Below are 17,895 nucleotides of genomic sequence, written 5' to 3'. Positions count from 1 at the left end.
GGAACTTGCGTTGCAAGCGCGGCTATACTAGGGAAATTCGTGCCGTGCTGCAACTGTTATATGTGATTGTGCTTTGCTTCCGGCTGATTTTTATACATATCAGCCAAAAAGCAGATTAGGCATTGCCTTTTACCTGCGTTTTCAGCTCTTTTGCAAAGTTCAGCATGCGGTTAAGTGGTACTAAGGCTTTTTCACGCTGCTGTGCATCGACAAAGATCTCATGGCCGTTAGTGTCTGTTAATGCCGCCTCAATCGCTTTTAAGCCGTTCATCGCCATCCAGGGACAATGGGCACAGCTGCGGCATGTGGCGCCGTTACCGCCGGTTGGAGCTTCAATAAAGCTCTTATGCGGCATCTGCTGCTGCATCTTGTAAAAGATGCCCTTGTCGGTGGCGACAATAAAGGTGCTATTAGGCAGCGTTTGGCTGGCTTTAATCAGCTGGCTGGTAGAGCCTACGGCATCGGCCAACTGTACTACGCTGTCCGGTGATTCCGGATGCACCAACACTGCGGCGTCGGGGTACTGCTTTTTCAGCTCAACTAAAGCATTAGCTTTAAACTCATCGTGTACGATACAGGCGGCGTTCCACAGCAACATATCAGCGCCGGTTTGCTTTTGCACCCAGGCGCCCAGGTGTTTATCCGGACCCCAGAGAATTTTTTTGCCCTGGCTGTCTAAATAATCCACCACATCCAGCGCAATAGATGAAGTAACCACCCAGTCGGCGCGGGCTTTTACTGCCGCAGAAGTATTGGCATACACCACCACTACACGATCAGGGTGGGCATCACAAAACGCCGAGAACGGCTCTGCCGGGCAGCCTAAATCCAGTGAACAGGTAGCATCCAGCGTGGGCATTAATACGGTTTTATTCGGCGTAAGAATTTTGGCGGTCTCGCCCATAAACTTTACCCCGGCGACAATCAGTGTTTTTGCCGGGTGTTCATTACCAAAACGGGCCATTTCTAACGAGTCTGACACGCAGCCACCGGTTTCTTCGGCCAGCGCCTGGATTTCCGGATCGGTATAGTAATGCGCTACCAGCACAGCGTCTTTTTGCTGTAACAGCACTTTGATACGGTTTTTGTAGGCTTGCTTTTCGTCACTGCTAAGTGGCAGTGGCTTTTTCGGAAAGGCAAAGTCTTGCTCTGTGAAATACAACGGCTGTTCCATAGGGCTTACCTGCTGGCATTAAAGGGCGGCTATTATAGCGCTGACGCTGATGAAAATACAGTATGGCGGCATGGTGGGTCGTGCTGGATTCGAACCAGCGACCAATTGATTAAAAGTCAACTGCTCTACCAACTGAGCTAACGACCCATGCAGGAAAAATGAAGAAAGTGGTGGGTCATGATGGATTCGAACCATCGACCAACGGATTAAAAGTCCGCTGCTCTACCAGCTGAGCTAATGACCCAAACAGGGCTATCGAAATGGTGGGTCATGATGAATTCGAATCATCGACCAACGGATTAAAAGTCCGCTGCTCTACCAGCTGAGCTAATGACCCATTTCGATATCAAAGTTTGCGCGATTGGTGGGTCGTGCTGGATTCGAACCAGCGACCAATTGATTAAAAGTCAACTGCTCTACCAACTGAGCTAACGACCCTAACCGCGGACGCATATCTTACTGATTTACGGCTTTTGTGCAACCAAAAAGTGTTAAAAAGCACGCGGATGTGGTCTGATTGCTCAAAATGCCAGCGTTATACGGCGTTATACAGGAAGAAAAAACCCGGCCTGAGCCGGGTGGGATTATTTCAGCGCATTAATTCTGTCTTGTGCCAGTTTAGCTGATGTCGCTGTTGAGTGCTTATCAACTAACTGTCGGTAAAACCGCAGTGCTGCGTCTTTGTTGTTCTCGCGCTCGGCCACCTGGCCTAATTTCAGCAAGGCGTCGGCAACTTTATTGGACTGAGGAAAATTATTCACTACCCGCTCAAAATGCGTTTTTGCTTTAGCCAGTTCGTTGTTGTTAAACAACAACTGCCCCAGCCAATAATGCGCATTAGGTGCATAGCCTGAGTTAGGGTAAGTGCGGATAAAATTCTCGAACTCCGGTATTGCTGCATCATAGCGCCGATCTTTCAGCACCATATTGACCGCTTTATCGTAGGCATCATTTTCTGACAAATCAGAAGAATAGGCCGCTGTGCTACTGCTGTCAGGTTGAACCTCAGGTACAGTAACAGGCGCTGCCTGTATTGCACTTACCCTACGGTCAATTTCCTGGTACAAATCGCGCTGACGCTGCAGAATTTCGCTCAACTGGTAAGCATGGGTTTCGGTAACGCCACGCAATTCGCTGACTTCGTCCAACAGCAGCTGTAATTGCTGCGCCATCCGCATTTGTGCTTCAGAACGGGCTTCTACAATGCGTTCCAGCGTTGCCAAACGCTGCTCTATTGAGCCGGTAGGCTGGCTTTGTACTGCAGTAGTAGCTTGCCGGTTACGATTTACATCGGTAACCGGTGCCGGATTAGCCATAACACCGGTATGTACCAGTGTCATAGCTGCTAACAGAGTGTATTTAACTGTCATGCGTATCAATATAGTAATGAATCAGGATTAATAGACTAACACCGCACGACGGTTTTTAGCAAAGCCTGCTTCAGAACGTGACATATCTACCGGCTTTTCTTCACCGTAGCTTACAGTAGAAATTTGACCGGCAGACACACCCAGGTTTTGTAAGTATTGTACTACGGCCTGAGCACGACGCTCGCCCAGCGCGATGTTGTATTCCGGCGTGCCGCGCTCATCTGAGTGGCCTTCAACGGTTACACGTACGCTTGGGTTAGCAGTTAAAAATGCACCGTGAGCTTGCAGAGTTTCTACAAACTCAGGGCGAACTGTGGCTTTGTCGAAGTCGAAGTAAATAGTGTTTTCCTGACGCAGTGCATCCAGCTTCTGACGCATTTGCTCAGCAGGGCTTACTACTTGCTCAACCGTTTCAACCTGTACCGTTTCTACCGGCTGAGTTGTTTGGCTGGTGTCTGCATCAGACTGGCCGGTAGATGAAGTAGAGCTACAAGCAGCCATGGTCAGCACTGGTAATGCGATCAGTAAACCTTTTAACACTTTATTTAATTTCATGATGTTGTCCTTAGTATTTAAATGTAATAACTCTTTTGCTTTTTTATAAAAAAGGCGACCAGGCCGGCGACTTTACTTGTCCTTCCACCGCCGGCAGCCGTGCTTTAAAACGACCATCCATAGAAACCAGTGCTAACACCTGCGAAGAACCGTGCATGGTGCTGTATATAATCATTGAACCGTTTGGCGCCACACTGGGTGACTCATCCAAATTGGTTTTGGTCAGTACTTGCAAAAACCGGGTTTGGCGATCCATTTTTGCAATGTGGTACTGGCCACGGGTGCGATTCACCATCACTACCGAACTACCGTCCGGAGTATAGGAACCGGCCAAATTCATTTCACCTTCAAAGGTTAAGCGTCTGGTCGTACCCGTTAACAAATTTACGCTATAAAGTTGTGGATTGCCACCTCGCTCCGAACTAAATAACAGCTCTTTGCCATCAGGAGACCACGAAGGCTCGGTATCTATAGCTCTGTGGTTAGTAACCCTTGTCAGCGCTTTAGTAGCAATATCCATGGTATAAATTTCAGTGTTACCATCTTTAGATAACACCATAGCCATACGTCTGCCGTCCGGAGACCAGACCGGTGCACCATTAATACCGGGGGTGCTACTTAACATAGTGCGACGTCCGGTATAGATATCCTGAATATAAATTTGTGACTGGCGCTTCTCAAAGGTGACATACGCCAGCTTAGTACCGTCCGGTGACCAGTTAGGTGACATTAACGGCTCTTTCGAGCGCAGCAGCACCTGCTCGTTTGCACCGTCATAATCGGCTACCACCAGCTGAAACGGAAATTCAACCTGGCGGTTTACCAACACGTAGGCAATTTTGGTTAAAAAAGCCCCGCGCTCACCGGTTAGCTTTTCATACACAATATCGCTGATGCGATGCGCATACTGGCGAAACTGGCTGCCATTAATGGTAGTTTCACGGCTGTCGAGTATATGCTCTGCACTGCCGGTTAAACGCCCGGCATTCAATGACTGACGGTCAGCAGCATTACTACCTTTTAATACATCAATTAACTCGAAACTTACGGTATAACGGTCAATGCCCACTTCAGTGATCTGGCCGATAACGATCGCTTCTACACCCTCGCGTGACCAGGCGGCGTAATCAATTTGCGCAGCACTTTGCGGCCGTTGTGGCATTTTAATGCTGGCCAACGGGCTGAATTTACCGCTACGCATTAAATCAGCAGCAATAATTTCATCCAGGCGTTGATTAGGTAAAGTGGCGCCTTTAAACGTAAACGGCAGGATGGCTATCGGCCTGGCCGAGTCAATACCTTCAGTAATGACAATCTCCAATGACGCCTTTGCCTGAGCACTTAGCATCATTACGGTAACCAACACAGCATTTCGGATAAATTTATACATAATTAAAGTTCTGGACTCACCGTTAAGTTAATATCTTTCAACTGGTTATACACATCCGGGTCTTGTGACACCGGTAAGGTTCCGGCACGGTTTACGGCACGGACTGTCGCATCACATACGGCTTTATCGCCGTTAATCACACTAACGCTGGTAACAAAGCCACTACTGGCCAACCGCACATTAATGCGGCACGATTTACCGCGCATGCCTTCATCTACCAACAAATTGCGTTGAATAGCATCTCTGATCAATGCCGTATAACGCTGTACTTCTGTTGCCGCCTGGCGGGCTCTGGCGGCTGAACGCGCCTGCGCCTCTTTTGCCAGTTGCTCCTGCATCGCCCGCTCCTGCTCGGCTTTTTGCTTTGCTTCGGCAGCTTGCCGTGCGCGCTCAGCTGCAGCCTTTTCGGCGGCTTCCTGTTCTGCTTTGCGTTTTTGTTCTGCCGCTTTAGCAGCGTCTTCCGCTTTTTTCCGTTCCTGCTCTTTTACAATCCGGGCTTGCTCAGCTTCACGCGCTTTGGCATTTTCCTGCTCTTGCTGCTTCTTCGCATCAGCAGCTGCAGCTCTGGCTTTAGCCGCCTCGGCATCAGCCTGACGCTTTTGTTCTGCCACCCGTTTTAACCGAGCCTCTTCAGCGGTGCGGTTATTCTCAGCCTGCTGCGCACGCCGCTCTAAATCACGAATGCGTTTTTCTTCCGCGGCTTTGGCCGCATCACGCTCTTGTTGCATCTGCTGTACACGGGCATTCAGCTGCTGCTGATCCACTGCAACGGCTTCAACCGGTGCCTTACCTTCAGACTCCAACGTAACCGAGACCATTTCCGGCTTACTGGAAAAGTCGGCACTAAACAGCAGCGCGACGACTATTGCCAAATGTAAACCCAGCGATTTTGCCAGTGGCGGATCAATCGCAACAGCCATACTAATTTGCATCCACGTTATCGGTCATCAACCCTACAGCCGGCGCGCCTGCTGTCTTTAATACATTAATTAACCGGATCACGGCGTCATAACTTACTTTACGGTCACCTTTTACAATGACTTGGGTACCGGGTTCAATAGTCAACCAACCGGCGACTTCAACCGTTAGCTCAGCCGCAGTAAAAGGCCCCTGCTGCTTGCCGTCTTTCTCAAAATAATACAGGCCGTCTTGATCCACCGTTGCTACCAAAGGTGTTTTACCGTCCTGCATTTGTTTAATCGGTTCAGCGGCTGATTTTGGCAACTCAACCTTTACGCCCTGGGTAATCAGCGGTGTAGTTACCATAAAAATTACCAACAGCACCAACATAACATCGATATAAGGCACCACATTAATTTCGGCCTTTAAACGACGTTTCTTTCTAACGTACATCAGGCTGCCTCTCCACCATTTGATACGGCCTGACGATGCAGAATATTGGCGAACTCTTCGACAAAGTTAGCGTAACTGCTTTCAAGCATTTCTACCTGGTGCGAAAACTTGTTGTAGGCAATAACTGCCGGAATCGCGGCAAACAAGCCGATAGCTGTCGCAATCAGCGCCTCTGCAATACCGGGCGCAACCATCGCCAGCGACGCCTGCTCTACCGCACCTAAGGCGATAAAAGAATTCATAATGCCCCACACGGTGCCAAATAAACCGATATAAGGGCTGATAGAGCCTACAGTGGCTAAAAACGGCAAGTGCATTTCCAGCCGCTCCACTTCACGCGACAAGCCAACGCGCATCGCACGTTGAGTGCCTTCCATTACCGCAGCCGGCTGACGGCTGTTGGTCTTGTGTAAACGGGCAAACTCTTTAAAACCGGCTTTGAACAAAGCTTCCAGGCCGTTGTTAGCGGCACGGGCACTCACTTCGTTATACAGCTTGGATAAATCAACGCCGGACCAAAAGCGGTCTTCAAACTTCTTTGCATCGACGACCGCTTCGCTTAATGCCTTGCGGCGGCGAAAAATCATGGTCCAGGACATTACTGACATACCCAGTAAAATCAGCATTACTAACTGCACCACAAAGCTTGCTTCAATTAACAAGCCTAAAATAGAAATTTCACCTGCCACGCGTTAATACCTCTGTCACTTCTGCCGGAATTGCCCGGGCTTTCATTTGCTGTAGTGAAATACAGGCGACTTTAATCCGGGCTGAACAAACCAGTTGCTCAGCACTATTGTAAATTTTTTGCTCAAAAACCATACTAGCTTGCTTTAAGGTACTGATTTGACTATGGACCGTCAATAATTCATTAAATTTCGCCGGCTTTTTGTTATCCATTAAAACCTGAGCAACAACAAAAGCGATATTTTTTGACAAAAATAAATCTTGCTCAATACCCAGGGCGCGCAACCATTCGGTGCGCGCGCGCTCAAAAAATTTTAAATAATTTGCGTAGTATACTATTCCGCCGGCATCGGTATCTTCGTAGTACACGCGCACCGGGAATATAAAGACTGTATCAGACATGTGTTTCGCTTTAATTGGTGTGTATGATAAGTAAGCTGACTGACGAACTCAATTGCCTGAGCTCAATAAAGACAACTATATTTTTCTTTGCCAGCTACTTGTATTTTTTTATTGTTTCTGTTGACTCAACTTTGCCGTAAAAGTTCCGCTAACGGCGATTTTGCGACCAATGGCCATTACAGCAAGGTAAATGCATTTAAGATTATCAATAGTAATAAAAAAGTAATGCTACCTATGATGCACATTCTAGCTTAACACTGCATGAACATTGGCTATTACTGCCATCACACTACAGCATTGCTTATAGTTTAAGCAAACTCACAGCCCCAACGCATTAGTTTTTTTTATGCTTAAGCTGCAATTTTTCTCGTTTGAAGTAATTACTCAGTATCTCTATTATACGCAGGTGTTCTGAGCTAGCGCAAAAGTGCGGTAAGAGGGTTACCAAACTTTAGTGAAGATCATCTGGTAATAAGATTTGTGTGTTTTGCCAAGTTTTATTGCTGTTTCAACATGTTCCCTGGATTTTTTTGAAGCACTCCTTCAACTTGTAGCCCGCTCCCTGAGCGGGCTTTTTTTTATTCTGTTTTTGGTAAGTCAAAGCCAAAGTGCTGGTAGGCCCGTGGCGAGGCAATACGGCCGCGCGGTGTGCGCTGAATAAAACCCTGCTGAATTAAAAACGGTTCTATTACATCTTCAATGGTATCTTTTTCTTCGCCAATGGCGGCGGCTAAGTTATCTAAGCCCACCGGGCCGCCCATAAATTTTTCAATAATGGCCAAAATAAGTTTGCGGTCCATATAGTCAAAGCCTTCGGCATCGACATCCACCATCAGCAGTGCTTGCGATGCAATCTCAACCGTTACCTCGCCATTGGCTTTAACCTGAGCATAATCGCGTACACGACGCAGCAAACGATTAGCAATACGTGGGGTGCCGCGCGAGCGCCTGGCAATTTCTGCCGCGCCGGCTTCATCCAGCACTAAATTAAGAAAATGCGCCGAGCGCAGAATGATCTGCGTTAACTCTGACACTTTATAAAACTCCAGCCGCTGCACTATGCCAAAGCGATCACGCAGCGGTGAGGTTAAGGCACCGGCACGGGTGGTAGCACCCACTAAGGTAAACGGTGGTAAATCCAACTTAATGGAACGCGCCGCAGGGCCCTCGCCTATCATAATGTCCAGCTGATAGTCTTCCATCGCTGGGTAGAGAATTTCTTCCACTACCGGGCTTAAGCGGTGGATCTCGTCAATAAACAGTACATCGTTTGGCTCAAGGTTGGTAAGTAGCGCCGCCAGATCACCGGCTTTTTCCAGCACCGGGCCCGAAGTGGTTTTAATATTCACGCCCATTTCGTTGGCAACTATCATCGCCAGCGTGGTTTTACCTAAACCCGGCGGGCCGAAGATCAGCAGGTGATCCAACGGATCGCCCCTGCCGCGGGCGGCTTCGATAAAAATAGCCATCTGCTGGCAGACATGCTCTTGCCCGGTGTAATCGGCCAGAGTTTTTGGCCTTATCGCACGGTCAATCACCTCGTCTTCACGGGTGGCACTGGTTTGAATTAAACGATCAGCTTCTATCATGGTTTACATCATGCTCCGCAGTGCCGCTTTAATCAGCTGTTCACTGCTCATGCCGCTTTGTTTTACCTTTTGTACGGCTTTATCCGCCTGCAGCTGGCTGTAACCCAGCGATACCAGCGCGCTGGCAGCATCTTGCTCAGCACTTTGCTCCGGGCTGAAAATCGCTTCATCGTCCTGCAGTACTAAGCCATCGGTAACCGGTGTATTCGGCGCTATGCCCCAATCTTTCAGGCGGTCACGCATTTCTACCACTAAACGCTCTGCCGTTTTCTTACCCACGCCCGGCAACTTAACCAAAGTGCTGACATCATCCAGCTGCACGCAGCGCACGAATTGCTGTGCTGTCATGCCGGATAAAATAGTCAGCGCCAGCTTGGGGCCCACACCGTTGGCTTTAATCAGTTGGCGAAACAACGCGCGCTCGGCCTGATTAACAAAACCGTACAGTAGTTGCGCATCTTCGCGCACAACAAAATGGGTATAAATAGTGGCCTCAACCCCGGTAGCCGGCAGCTGATAAAAACTGGTCAGCGGTAGCTGTACTTCATAGCCGACACCGGCCACTTCGATTAATAAATCCGGCGCCTGCTTTTCCAGCAAAATACCGCGTAAACGTCCAATCATAAGGTCTGCTTATAGAATAAGGTGATAAATCCGCTTAGCGTAAGCGGCCACGCACGGTTTTGCGCGCCTGACCGGCTAAACTGATTAAACTCTGCTGAGTATGCCCATGACACAGCGCCACTGCAAGCGCATCGGCGGCGTCGGCCTGGGGGTTGGCCGGTAACTTTAATAAGGTGCGCACCATATGCTGTACCTGCGCTTTATCGGCCGCGCCGGTGCCCACTACCGACTGTTTAACCTGCCGTGCCGAGTATTCATACACCTCAAGCCCGGCATGTTTGGCGGCAACTATAGCGGCACCACGTGCCTGGCCCAGCTTTAACGCCGAGTCAGCATTGCGCGCCATAAACACCTGCTCAATGGCAAAAATAGTCGGTTGGGTTTGGCTGATAATTTCACTGACGCCGTTAAAAATATCCAGCAGGCGCTCGGGCAGTAAATCAGTGGTGGTCAGGCGGATACAGCCACTGGCGACATACTCAAACTTCATGCCCACCTGGCGTACAACACCATAACCGGTTAAACGGCTGCCCGGGTCAATACCCAGAATAATATTCACTGTTGCGCCACGCTTAACCGTGCTCTGCCATCAGCTCGTCACTGATATCAGCATTGTGATACACGTTTTGCACGTCGTCTGAGTCTTCTAACTGATCCAGCAGTTTAAAAAAGGCTGCAACATGATCTGCATCGACTTCAGCCCGGGTAGAGGGTATTAAGGTGACTTCGCTGCTATCCGGCATAAAACCGGCGGCTACCAGGGCGTCTTTCACATCATTAAACTGCTCAGCAGCAGTCAGCACTTCAAAGCTGCCATCATCATGAGCCACAATATCCTCGGCACCGGCGTTTAGCGCGGCTTCCATCAGGCTATCTTCATCCACGCCCGGGGCAAAAATCAGTACACCGCGGCGGCTGAATAAATAGGCTACCGAGCCACTGGTACCCAGACTGCCACCGGCTTTGGTGAAAGCATGGCGTACATCGGCCACGGTGCGCTTGTGGTTGTCGGTCATGGTTTCTACGATCACCGCTACGCCATTCGGGCCGTAGCCTTCATATACCAGCTCTTCGTAGTTTTCACCCTCGCTGGCACCGGCACCGCGTTTAATGGCGCGATCGATGGTATCGCGGGTCATATTTTCTGACAGCGCTTTATCTACCGCCAAACGCAGCCGCGGGTTAGCGGTAATGTCAGGGTTTAAGCGGGCAGCAACGGTTAGCTCGCGGATAATTTTGGTGAAAATTTTATTCTTTTTCGCATCCTGACGGGCTTTGCGATGCTTCATGTTCGCCCATTTACTATGGCCGGCCATCAGTTACTCCTTAGTTGTGGCAGCAAGATTGCTGCCACGGTATTGCAGGTAAAAATAGTAAAACTTATTCTGCTTTAGCTACCACGGCTATGCCTAGCTCAGCCAGTTGTGCCGGGTTAGCGGCGCCCGGGGCATCGGTTAACGGGCAAGCAGCAGTGGCGGTTTTCGGGAACGCCATCACATCGCGGATAGAGGTGGCGCCGGTCATTAACATTACCAGCCGGTCAAGGCCGAAAGCTAAACCGGCGTGCGGAGGTGTGCCGTATTTTAACGCTTCCAGTAAGAAACCAAACTTTTCACCGGCTTCTTCATCGCTGATACCCAACAGGGTAAATACCTTAGCCTGGACGTCGGCGCTGTGAATACGCACCGAACCACCGCCTAACTCAGTGCCGTTTAACACCATATCGTAGGCGTTGGACAATAGCTCACCCAGTTTCAGCTCATTGTTGGCGGTGTTTAAAAACGCCGCCGTATCCAGTGGCGAGGTAAAGGGGTGATGCACAGCAGAAAAACTGCCATCGTCGTTTTCTTCAAACATCGGGAAGTCCACAACCCACAGCGGTTTCCAGCCAGGTTGAGTAATGCCTAAGTCTTCACCCAGCTTTAAGCGCAACGCGCCCATGGCTTCACAGACCACTTTATAGCTATCGGCACCGAAGAAAATTAAGTCACCGTTGGCAGCGCCAGTGCGCGCAATAATAGTGCTGATAATGTCCGGTGTTAAAAACTTCGCCACCGGTGATTGCACACCATCCGCGCCTGCGGCAATATCATTCACCTTCATCCAGGCTAAGCCTTTGGCACCATAAATGCCGACAAAGCTGGTGTAGTTGTCGATATCTTTACGCGATACTTTCTCGGCAGCGCCAGGTACTTTTAGTGCTACTACCCGGCCTTTGGCATCATTAGCCGGGCCGGAGAATACTTTAAACTCAACGTCTTTGAGTAAATCGGCAACATCGACAAACTGCATCGGGTTACGCAAATCCGGTTTGTCTGAGCCATACAGCCGCATCGCTTCCCAGTATTGCATACGTGGCATCTTGCCTAAATCGACACCCAGCAACTGGTTAAACATTTGTACAACCATCTGCTCGGTCACTTCCATGACCTGCTCTGCGCTCATAAAAGAGGTTTCAATATCGATCTGGGTAAATTCCGGCTGGCGATCAGCCCGTAAATCTTCATCGCGGAAGCATTTTACAATTTGATAGTAACGGTCCAGGCCCGACATCATCAGCAGTTGTTTAAACAGCTGCGGTGATTGCGGCAGGGCAAAAAACTCGCCTTTGTGGGTCCGACTTGGCACTAAGTAGTCACGTGCGCCTTCGGGCGTAGCTTTAGTCAGAATAGGTGTTTCGACATCCATAAAGCCATGGCTGTCCATAAAGTTACGTACAAAGCTGGTGACTTTAGCGCGAAACTTTAACCGCTCACTCATCAGCGGCCGGCGCAGGTCAAGGTAGCGATACTTTAAGCGCTGCTCTTCACTGTTGTTTTGGTTAGAGTCCAGCGGCAAAGGTGCAGCTTTATTGAGGATAATCAGTTCGCTGGCGTACACTTCTACTGCGCCGGTAGCCATATCTTTATTAATTTGCGAGTCTGGTCTTGCCCGTACCTGGCCTTTGATCTGAATACAAAATTCATTGCGCAGTGTATAGGCAACGTCAAACAGGTCTTTTAAATCCGGGTCGCAGACCACCTGCACCATGCCTTCACGGTCGCGTAAGTCTAAGAAAATCAAACCACCCAGGTCACGGCGCCGGTTAACCCAGCCGCATAAAGACACTTGTTGCCCAACATGTTGTGCGGTTAATAAACCACAATAATGGCTACGCATTAAACCTTCCTTCTACCTTGCTAATCAGCGGCACTAAAATGACGGCTAATTATATAGAAATGACGCCTAATGTCACTGCCCGCTTACGAAAACACCGCCCTGGAAAAACAGTACTGGTTTTTACCCTGCTGCTTAATGCGATACATCAGGCTATCAGCCACTTTCAGCAGTTTAGCGCTGTCGGTACCATCGTCCGGATAGATCGCAATGCCAATACTGGCCCCCACCTGCACCTGACCAACAGATAAGCTAACCGGTTGTGCGAATTGATGCAGAATTTTGCCGGCCACGATGGCGGCATCATCCCGGCTTAACAATCCGGTTAATAAAATGACGAACTCATCCCCGCCAAACCGCGCAACAGTGTCACTTTTACGCACCGTAGTGCTCAGCTGCTGCGCCAACTTCAATAATAACTCGTCGCCGGCGTCATGGCCGTGGGCGTCGTTTACTTCCTTAAAGCCGTCTAAATCAATAAACAACAATGCCATAATTTCATTGTGCCTGGCATGCTGCAACAGCGCTTGCTCAATCCGCTCTTTAATTAAACTGCGGTTGGGTAATTTCGTCAGATCATCATGCGTAGCCATAAAACGCATTTTTTGCTCGGCCTGGCGGCGCAACGCCACTTCACGGCGTAATGACAGATTCCAAATAATAAAAAACGTCAGCAACACCAGCACGACACCACCGATTTGCCACAACATTCTGACAAACTGTTCGCTGTTAATGCCTTGGGTGACTTGAAAATCAAACCATTTTTGGTACAACTGCTTTCGCTCCGCCTGGCCGATGCTGCGCAAGCCCTTGTTTAGCATGGTAACCAGTGGTTGATAATCGTTGCGCACACCAATTAACGAAGGATAGGCTTGCAAGCCATCAATAAGCTGAATGCGCAAATTAATGTAGCCTGTTTGACGCAGCAGTTGACTGGCCGCTTCTACCGAGTCGAGCAAATAATCGACTTCGCCCTGCTGCAATAACGTCAGGCCACGCCGCACATTGTCTACTAACACAACTTCACTTTGCGGCAGTGCTTCAGCACTGTGTTGTGCCAGTTGATAATCTTTCATAATGGCGATGCGCCTGCCGGCAAGCCCGGCAGCACTGCTGATGTCGCTGTCACTCAACTGGCTGATAACAGCCCACTGTATAGACCAAAATTCATCAGTAAAGGCCGCGTATTCATGTCGCTCTGCTACGTCAGACAAACTTGCGACCATATCAATTTTACGTTGCTGTAAATCCAGCAGCATCTGCTCAAACCGGCTGTAGCGTTTGATATCGAACCTTATACCTGTGCGCTGGCTAAGCAACTGCAAAATGTCGACCGTCACACCGGCAAAGTTGCCGTCATTATCGACAAACTCCATTGGTGCCCAATTGTCCAACATACCAACGCGCACCGGGTTGTGCTGCGCTAACCAGCTTTGTTCTGCATTAGTTAACGGTACGCTGTTGCGAAATAAGCTGAAATAATGCTGGCTGGGGTTACTTAGCCAATGCGCTTCAATCTGCTCCAGTTCGGTCAGACTAAGCAAATTAAAACCGTGGCGTATCTGCTCTTTTAACTCTGGCCGGTCAGATCTAATCAAGCTGTACAACGGTGCTTTAACCTGGCTATCCGGCAATGACGTAAAGTAATCCCAGATATTTAACTGTTGTAAGCGCAAATCAAGAATGGCTGATGCACCATAAAACCCGGCCAAATGGCCGCTCTGCACCGCCGCAACCATATCGCTTAGCGCGCTGTAACGCTCAAACTCAATGTTCGGATAACGCCGTTGTAACTCATCAAGATAGGTGGCGTTGCGAAACAAACCAACACGCAAGCCACTGACATCTGCCATGCTATGAATGTTAGTTTGGCGCGGGTAGTAAAACTCTGAGTTAAAGCTATACAGGTGGTATGCCTTGTCCAGCCCTGCCGGTAAATCGCTGACATCCGGAAAAGCCACCAAGGCGTCAATACGGTTTCTTTGCAGGCTGGTGATTAAATTGGCCGAGGTATCAGGCACAAACGCCACTTTAATACCGCTTTTTTCTGACCACTGCCGCCACAAGTCCACCAATAGGCCCTGCGCCTGGCCCTGAGCAGATACATGCATATAAGGCTGATTGTCTATCGGCACACCGAGGATCAGGGTGTCATCATCCGCCGCGCCGCCCAGCCAGCGTCGCTCCAACTTATCAAGATAGTCACGGGTAATTCCCTGCGTCAGGGTGGTTAGCGCCTGCGCCAGGGCAACATTATTATTCACAGCATAATTTAAATCGATTTTACGCAGTGGCATCTTGCGATACAGCGGAAACTGGCGTTGCAACTCATCATAACGGGCATAACGCGGCGGTAACCTGTCAAGGCCGCTAATGGCTTTTATATCGCCAGCCAGGGCAGCATCATACATTGCCGTCACATTGGGGTAATACTTTAACACTGCCTCCGGCACCAATGCCGCTACGGTATCGACATGGCTGGATTTATCCACTACACCGATGGCATAAGCTTTTAGTTCTGATAACGTGCTGACAGGCGGCATATCGCGCTGAATAAACACATTGCTGTAGATATCAATGCCGGTGTCGCCCAGCTGATACTGCTGCTCGCGTTCGACGGTGTAAGCAATACCGCCATGCACATGCACGGCGTCACTTTGCAGCAAGGTAATAGTTTGCGGCCAATTGGCGCCGACAAACTGCAGTTGCACGCCACCCAGCCGGCCAACCTCTTGCCAATAGTCTATGACCAGCCCGGCAAGTTGGCCCTGCTCGTCTGTGTACATGTAGGGGTAAGTGTCATCACTCACGGCAACCCGCAATGGGTCCGGTAATGCTGCACTGGCACCGTTGAGCGAAAAACACAGATAAATCAGGCAAATAATAGTTCTGGCTGTCATTATGTTATGCTTTGCGAACCGATATATTTAGTTTTACGCTGCCACTGCAACAAGGTCAAGCTGCCAATGTTATATCTTGGGTGCCCGGTATGGGCCAATCCGAAATGGAAAAACTCGCTGTTTTCGGCTGATGCGAAAAGTGCTGAGTATCTGCTGCAATACAGCCGGTTTTTTAACACCGCAGAGGGTAACACCACCTTCTATGCGGATCCGTCGGATGACACTTTGGCGCGTTGGCGACAGGACACAGCTGAAGACTTCCGCTTTGTGTTGAAAGTGCCGCAGCGCATCAGCCATCAGGGCAGTGCAGACAGCATACTACAGTTGCAAGACTGGCTTAAACGCATGTCTGCGCTTGGGCAGAAACTGGCACTGGTGCACCTGCAACTGCCAGCGCGCACCGGTCCGGCCGACTTTAGTTACATCAGCACTCTGGTTGAACAGATTAGCCAGCAGTGCCGCTGTGCACTGGAAGTGCGCCATCCGGCTTTTTTTGACAAAGGCCAACATGAAATTCAACTGCACAAGATGTTGCAACATTATGGCGCTGAACGTGTCGTCATCGACAGCAGGGCCTTATTCTCTGTGCCTGCTACCACTCAGGCGTTAACAGATGCCCAGGCGAAAAAACCACGGGTACCGGTGCATGCGATAAGTTTCAGTCAAACCCCGGTGCTACGCTTTATCGCTACCGATGATATGGCGCTAAACCGGCAGTTTTATCAGCCGTGGCTTATTAAGGTGCAGCAATGGCTGGACGAAGGCAAAAGCCCGTTTTGTTTTTTTCATACTCCGGATAACCATTTAGCGCCGCAGTTATGCCGCCGGTTTGCGCAGGATTTAGCCTACCCTCACAGCTGTCTGGAGCCCTGGCCGGGCGAGCAGCAATTCAGCTTGCTGTAGTTTTGTGGTATTTAAGGTAAAATAGCGCCACTTACACCGCTTCCTACCGACAAGTTTTTATGCAAAAAGATGCTATTTTCGCCGAGCCACTGGCTCATATTCAGGATTTTCGCTTTGACGATCAGGTGGCAGATGTATTCCCTGACATGATCCAGCGCTCTGTGCCGGGCTATCAAACGATTATTCAAACCATTGGCAAGTTAAGCGGCCGCTTTCAACAAGCCGACAGCAATTACTACGATCTCGGCTGCTCATTAGGTGCCGCCACACTGGCGATGCGACGTAATATCAGCGTAGCCAACAGCCGTATTATTGCGGTAGATAACAGCAGCGCCATGGTCGAGCGTTGCGAGCGGCATTTGCAGGCGTTTCGCTCCGACATACCGGTTGAGGTAAAACTGGCAGATATCAGAGAGCAAGCCATTGAACAGGCCGCCATAGTGGTAATTAACTTTACCTTGCAGTTTTTACCGAAAGAAGATCGCAATACCCTGATTAACCGCGTGTATCAGGGCTTAAAACCCGGTGGTTTATTGATCCTGTCGGAAAAGTTTATCAACAACGACCCGCTGACAAACGACTTGCTGGTGGAGTTACACCATGACTTTAAGCGCGCCAACGGCTACAGCGAGCTGGAAATCAGCCAAAAACGCAGCGCGCTGGAAAACGTGATGAAGCCCGACACTCTGCCGGAACACCAGCAACGCTTGCAGCAAGCCGGTTTTACCAGCCAAACCTTGTGGTTTCAGTGCTTTAATTTCTGCTCAATGGTCGCAATTAAATAAGGCCACTCTTAGATAAGGTTAGCTATGCTCGATTTCACGCCCTTTTATGCCCAATTGGCAACCAATAAACTGCACAGCTGGCTGCAGACGTTACCTGCGCAGCTGGCCGGTTGGAGCAAAGACGCTCTGCATGGCGATTTTAAACAGTGGCAAAAAGTAATCAGCAATCTGCCAACAACAACCCCCTCTGCTATTGAGCTGAAAACTGCGGTGCAGTTTGGTACTGCAAACGATATCAGTAATGGTGAAGCACAGCAGATCCGCTATTTACTGCAGCAGTTAAAACCCTGGCGCAAAGGCCCGTTCAGGATTCACGGCATTGATATTGATACCGAGTGGCGTTCTGACTTTAAATGGGACCGGGTGCTGCCGCATATTGCTCCGCTGGCAAAACGCACTGTACTGGATGTTGGTTGCGGCAGTGGTTATCACCTGTGGCGTATGCGCGGTGAAGGCGCAGAATGTGTCGTCGGCATTGATCCGTCGCAGCTGTTTTATGCGCAGTTTCAGGCGATTAAACATTTTAACCCCGACCCGGCAGTTAATCTGATCCCGATAGGCATTGACGAGATGCCGGCACTGAAACAGTTTGATACCGTATTCTCAATGGGCGTATTGTACCACCGGCGCTCACCGCTGGATTTTCTGCAACAGCTGAAAAACCAACTGCGCCCGGGTGGCGAGTTGATCCTCGAAACCTTAGTGGTAGAAGGTGACGAACATACGGTACTGGTGCCGGGCGAGCGTTACGCCAAAATGCGCAATGTCTGGTTTATTCCCAGCGTTGCTGCGCTAACGCACTGGCTACAAAGGTTGGGCTTTAGCAATGTGCGGCTGGTGGATCTTAACCGCACCAGCTTAGACGAGCAGCGCAAAACCGACTGGATGGAAAACGAAAGTTTAATTGATTTTCTCGATGCAACTGATCATAGTAAAACCATAGAAGGTTATCCGGCGCCGCTTCGCGCGGTGATCGTCGCCAACGTATAACGCCACAGGAGCGCACG

General features: G+C 49.7%; 17 protein-coding genes and 4 tRNA genes. 3 read left to right on the top strand and 18 right to left on the bottom strand.

Going from position 1 to position 17,895, the window contains the following annotated elements:
• Positions 1 to 115: 115 nt before the first annotated feature.
• The 18 genes from nadA to Q8O77_RS11145 form a co-directional block, all read right to left on the bottom strand.
• Entirely contained in the window at positions 116 to 1,174 is a 1,059-nt protein-coding gene (gene nadA, locus Q8O77_RS11230; protein ID WP_305552956.1) for a quinolinate synthase NadA, read from the bottom strand.
• Between the two features lie 71 nt (positions 1,175 to 1,245).
• Positions 1,246 to 1,321: transfer RNA gene (locus tag Q8O77_RS11225), tRNA-Lys, on the bottom strand.
• A gap of 21 nt (positions 1,322 to 1,342) precedes the next feature.
• Positions 1,343 to 1,418, bottom strand: a tRNA-Lys gene (locus Q8O77_RS11220).
• A 17-nt stretch (positions 1,419 to 1,435) separates the two neighbouring features.
• Positions 1,436 to 1,511 (bottom strand) — tRNA-Lys (locus Q8O77_RS11215).
• 25 nt (positions 1,512 to 1,536) lie between these two features.
• Positions 1,537 to 1,612, bottom strand: a tRNA-Lys gene (locus Q8O77_RS11210).
• A gap of 146 nt (positions 1,613 to 1,758) precedes the next feature.
• Positions 1,759 to 2,514 (bottom strand): tol-pal system protein YbgF, encoded by a 756-nt coding sequence (ybgF, locus tag Q8O77_RS11205; protein ID WP_305552955.1) that lies wholly within the window; start codon positions 2,512 to 2,514, stop codon positions 1,759 to 1,761.
• Between the two features lie 57 nt (positions 2,515 to 2,571).
• Entirely contained in the window at positions 2,572 to 3,099 is a 528-nt protein-coding gene (gene pal, locus Q8O77_RS11200; protein ID WP_305552954.1) for a peptidoglycan-associated lipoprotein Pal, read from the bottom strand.
• A 43-nt stretch (positions 3,100 to 3,142) separates the two neighbouring features.
• Complete coding sequence (gene tolB, locus Q8O77_RS11195; RefSeq protein WP_305552953.1) at positions 3,143 to 4,489, bottom strand: Tol-Pal system beta propeller repeat protein TolB; 1,347 nt, start codon at positions 4,487 to 4,489, stop codon at positions 3,143 to 3,145.
• A 2-nt stretch (positions 4,490 to 4,491) separates the two neighbouring features.
• On the bottom strand, positions 4,492 to 5,409 hold the full coding sequence (gene tolA, locus Q8O77_RS11190) for a cell envelope integrity protein TolA (protein WP_305552952.1): 918 nt from the start codon (positions 5,407 to 5,409) through the stop codon (positions 4,492 to 4,494).
• 1 nt (position 5,410) lies between these two features.
• Entirely contained in the window at positions 5,411 to 5,842 is a 432-nt protein-coding gene (gene tolR / locus Q8O77_RS11185; protein WP_305552951.1) for a protein TolR, read from the bottom strand.
• The gene (gene tolQ, locus Q8O77_RS11180) at positions 5,842 to 6,519 is read right to left on the bottom strand and encodes a protein TolQ (RefSeq protein ID WP_305554837.1); all 678 of its coding nucleotides are present in this window, start codon (positions 6,517 to 6,519) and stop codon (positions 5,842 to 5,844) included. The genes tolR and tolQ overlap by 1 nt, the downstream gene beginning before the upstream one ends.
• A gap of 1 nt (position 6,520) precedes the next feature.
• The gene (gene ybgC / locus Q8O77_RS11175; RefSeq protein ID WP_305552950.1) at positions 6,521 to 6,931 is read right to left on the bottom strand and encodes a tol-pal system-associated acyl-CoA thioesterase; all 411 of its coding nucleotides are present in this window, start codon (positions 6,929 to 6,931) and stop codon (positions 6,521 to 6,523) included.
• Between the two features lie 578 nt (positions 6,932 to 7,509).
• Entirely contained in the window at positions 7,510 to 8,520 is a 1,011-nt protein-coding gene (gene ruvB / locus Q8O77_RS11170; protein ID WP_305552949.1) for a Holliday junction branch migration DNA helicase RuvB, read from the bottom strand.
• 3 nt (positions 8,521 to 8,523) lie between these two features.
• On the bottom strand, positions 8,524 to 9,144 hold the full coding sequence (ruvA, locus tag Q8O77_RS11165; RefSeq protein ID WP_305552948.1) for a Holliday junction branch migration protein RuvA: 621 nt from the start codon (positions 9,142 to 9,144) through the stop codon (positions 8,524 to 8,526).
• Between the two features lie 34 nt (positions 9,145 to 9,178).
• The gene (gene ruvC, locus Q8O77_RS11160) at positions 9,179 to 9,703 is read right to left on the bottom strand and encodes a crossover junction endodeoxyribonuclease RuvC (RefSeq protein ID WP_068229624.1); all 525 of its coding nucleotides are present in this window, start codon (positions 9,701 to 9,703) and stop codon (positions 9,179 to 9,181) included.
• Positions 9,704 to 9,716: 13 nt separating this feature from the next.
• Positions 9,717 to 10,460 (bottom strand): YebC/PmpR family DNA-binding transcriptional regulator, encoded by a 744-nt coding sequence (locus Q8O77_RS11155; RefSeq protein ID WP_305552947.1) that lies wholly within the window; start codon positions 10,458 to 10,460, stop codon positions 9,717 to 9,719.
• Between the two features lie 64 nt (positions 10,461 to 10,524).
• Positions 10,525 to 12,303 (bottom strand): aspartate--tRNA ligase, encoded by a 1,779-nt coding sequence (gene aspS / locus Q8O77_RS11150; protein ID WP_305552946.1) that lies wholly within the window; start codon positions 12,301 to 12,303, stop codon positions 10,525 to 10,527.
• Between the two features lie 83 nt (positions 12,304 to 12,386).
• Positions 12,387 to 15,200, bottom strand: coding sequence for a transporter substrate-binding domain-containing protein (locus tag Q8O77_RS11145; protein WP_305552945.1), 2,814 nt, complete (start codon positions 15,198 to 15,200; stop codon positions 12,387 to 12,389).
• 66 nt (positions 15,201 to 15,266) lie between these two features.
• Between Q8O77_RS11145 and Q8O77_RS11140 the strand changes: the two genes are divergently transcribed.
• From Q8O77_RS11140 to cmoB, 3 genes are read left to right on the top strand one after another with little or no spacing between them, the layout of a single operon-like run.
• Complete coding sequence (locus tag Q8O77_RS11140; RefSeq protein ID WP_305552944.1) at positions 15,267 to 16,103, top strand: DUF72 domain-containing protein; 837 nt, start codon at positions 15,267 to 15,269, stop codon at positions 16,101 to 16,103.
• A gap of 59 nt (positions 16,104 to 16,162) precedes the next feature.
• Positions 16,163 to 16,888, top strand: a complete 726-nt coding sequence (gene cmoA / locus Q8O77_RS11135) for a carboxy-S-adenosyl-L-methionine synthase CmoA (RefSeq protein ID WP_305552943.1) — start codon at positions 16,163 to 16,165, stop codon at positions 16,886 to 16,888.
• Between the two features lie 24 nt (positions 16,889 to 16,912).
• Entirely contained in the window at positions 16,913 to 17,878 is a 966-nt protein-coding gene (gene cmoB, locus Q8O77_RS11130; RefSeq protein WP_305552942.1) for a tRNA 5-methoxyuridine(34)/uridine 5-oxyacetic acid(34) synthase CmoB, read from the top strand.
• Positions 17,879 to 17,895: the final 17 nt, after the last annotated feature.

The organism is Rheinheimera sp., assembly GCF_030690345.1.
GTDB lineage: Bacteria > Pseudomonadota > Gammaproteobacteria > Enterobacterales > Alteromonadaceae > Alishewanella.
This window is presented reverse-complemented; position numbering and strand designations above follow the sequence as displayed.

What these genes read in the sequence shown, in the direction of transcription:
- nadA (WP_305552956.1), bottom strand. Translation starts at nt 1,174, where the DNA reads ATGGAACAGCCGTTGTATTTCACAGAGCAAGACTTTGCCTTTCCGAAA.
- ybgF (WP_305552955.1), bottom strand. Translation starts at nt 2,514, where the DNA reads ATGACACTGGTACATACCGGTGTTATGGCTAATCCGGCACCGGTTACC.
- pal (WP_305552954.1), bottom strand. Translation starts at nt 3,099, where the DNA reads ATGAAATTAAATAAAGTGTTAAAAGGTTTACTGATCGCATTACCAGTG.
- tolB (WP_305552953.1), bottom strand. Translation starts at nt 4,489, where the DNA reads ATGTATAAATTTATCCGAAATGCTGTGTTGGTTACCGTAATGATGCTA.
- tolA (WP_305552952.1), bottom strand. Translation starts at nt 5,409, where the DNA reads ATGGCTGTTGCGATTGATCCGCCACTGGCAAAATCGCTGGGTTTACAT.
- tolR (WP_305552951.1), bottom strand. Translation starts at nt 5,842, where the DNA reads ATGTACGTTAGAAAGAAACGTCGTTTAAAGGCCGAAATTAATGTGGTG.
- ybgC (WP_305552950.1), bottom strand. Translation starts at nt 6,931, where the DNA reads ATGTCTGATACAGTCTTTATATTCCCGGTGCGCGTGTACTACGAAGAT.
- ruvB (WP_305552949.1), bottom strand. Translation starts at nt 8,520, where the DNA reads ATGATAGAAGCTGATCGTTTAATTCAAACCAGTGCCACCCGTGAAGAC.
- ruvA (WP_305552948.1), bottom strand. Translation starts at nt 9,144, where the DNA reads ATGATTGGACGTTTACGCGGTATTTTGCTGGAAAAGCAGGCGCCGGAT.
- Q8O77_RS11155 (WP_305552947.1), bottom strand. Translation starts at nt 10,460, where the DNA reads ATGGCCGGCCATAGTAAATGGGCGAACATGAAGCATCGCAAAGCCCGT.
- aspS (WP_305552946.1), bottom strand. Translation starts at nt 12,303, where the DNA reads ATGCGTAGCCATTATTGTGGTTTATTAACCGCACAACATGTTGGGCAA.
- Q8O77_RS11145 (WP_305552945.1), bottom strand. Translation starts at nt 15,200, where the DNA reads ATGACAGCCAGAACTATTATTTGCCTGATTTATCTGTGTTTTTCGCTC.
- Q8O77_RS11140 (WP_305552944.1), top strand. Translation starts at nt 15,267, where the DNA reads ATGTTATATCTTGGGTGCCCGGTATGGGCCAATCCGAAATGGAAAAAC.
- cmoA (WP_305552943.1), top strand. Translation starts at nt 16,163, where the DNA reads ATGCAAAAAGATGCTATTTTCGCCGAGCCACTGGCTCATATTCAGGAT.
- cmoB (WP_305552942.1), top strand. Translation starts at nt 16,913, where the DNA reads ATGCTCGATTTCACGCCCTTTTATGCCCAATTGGCAACCAATAAACTG.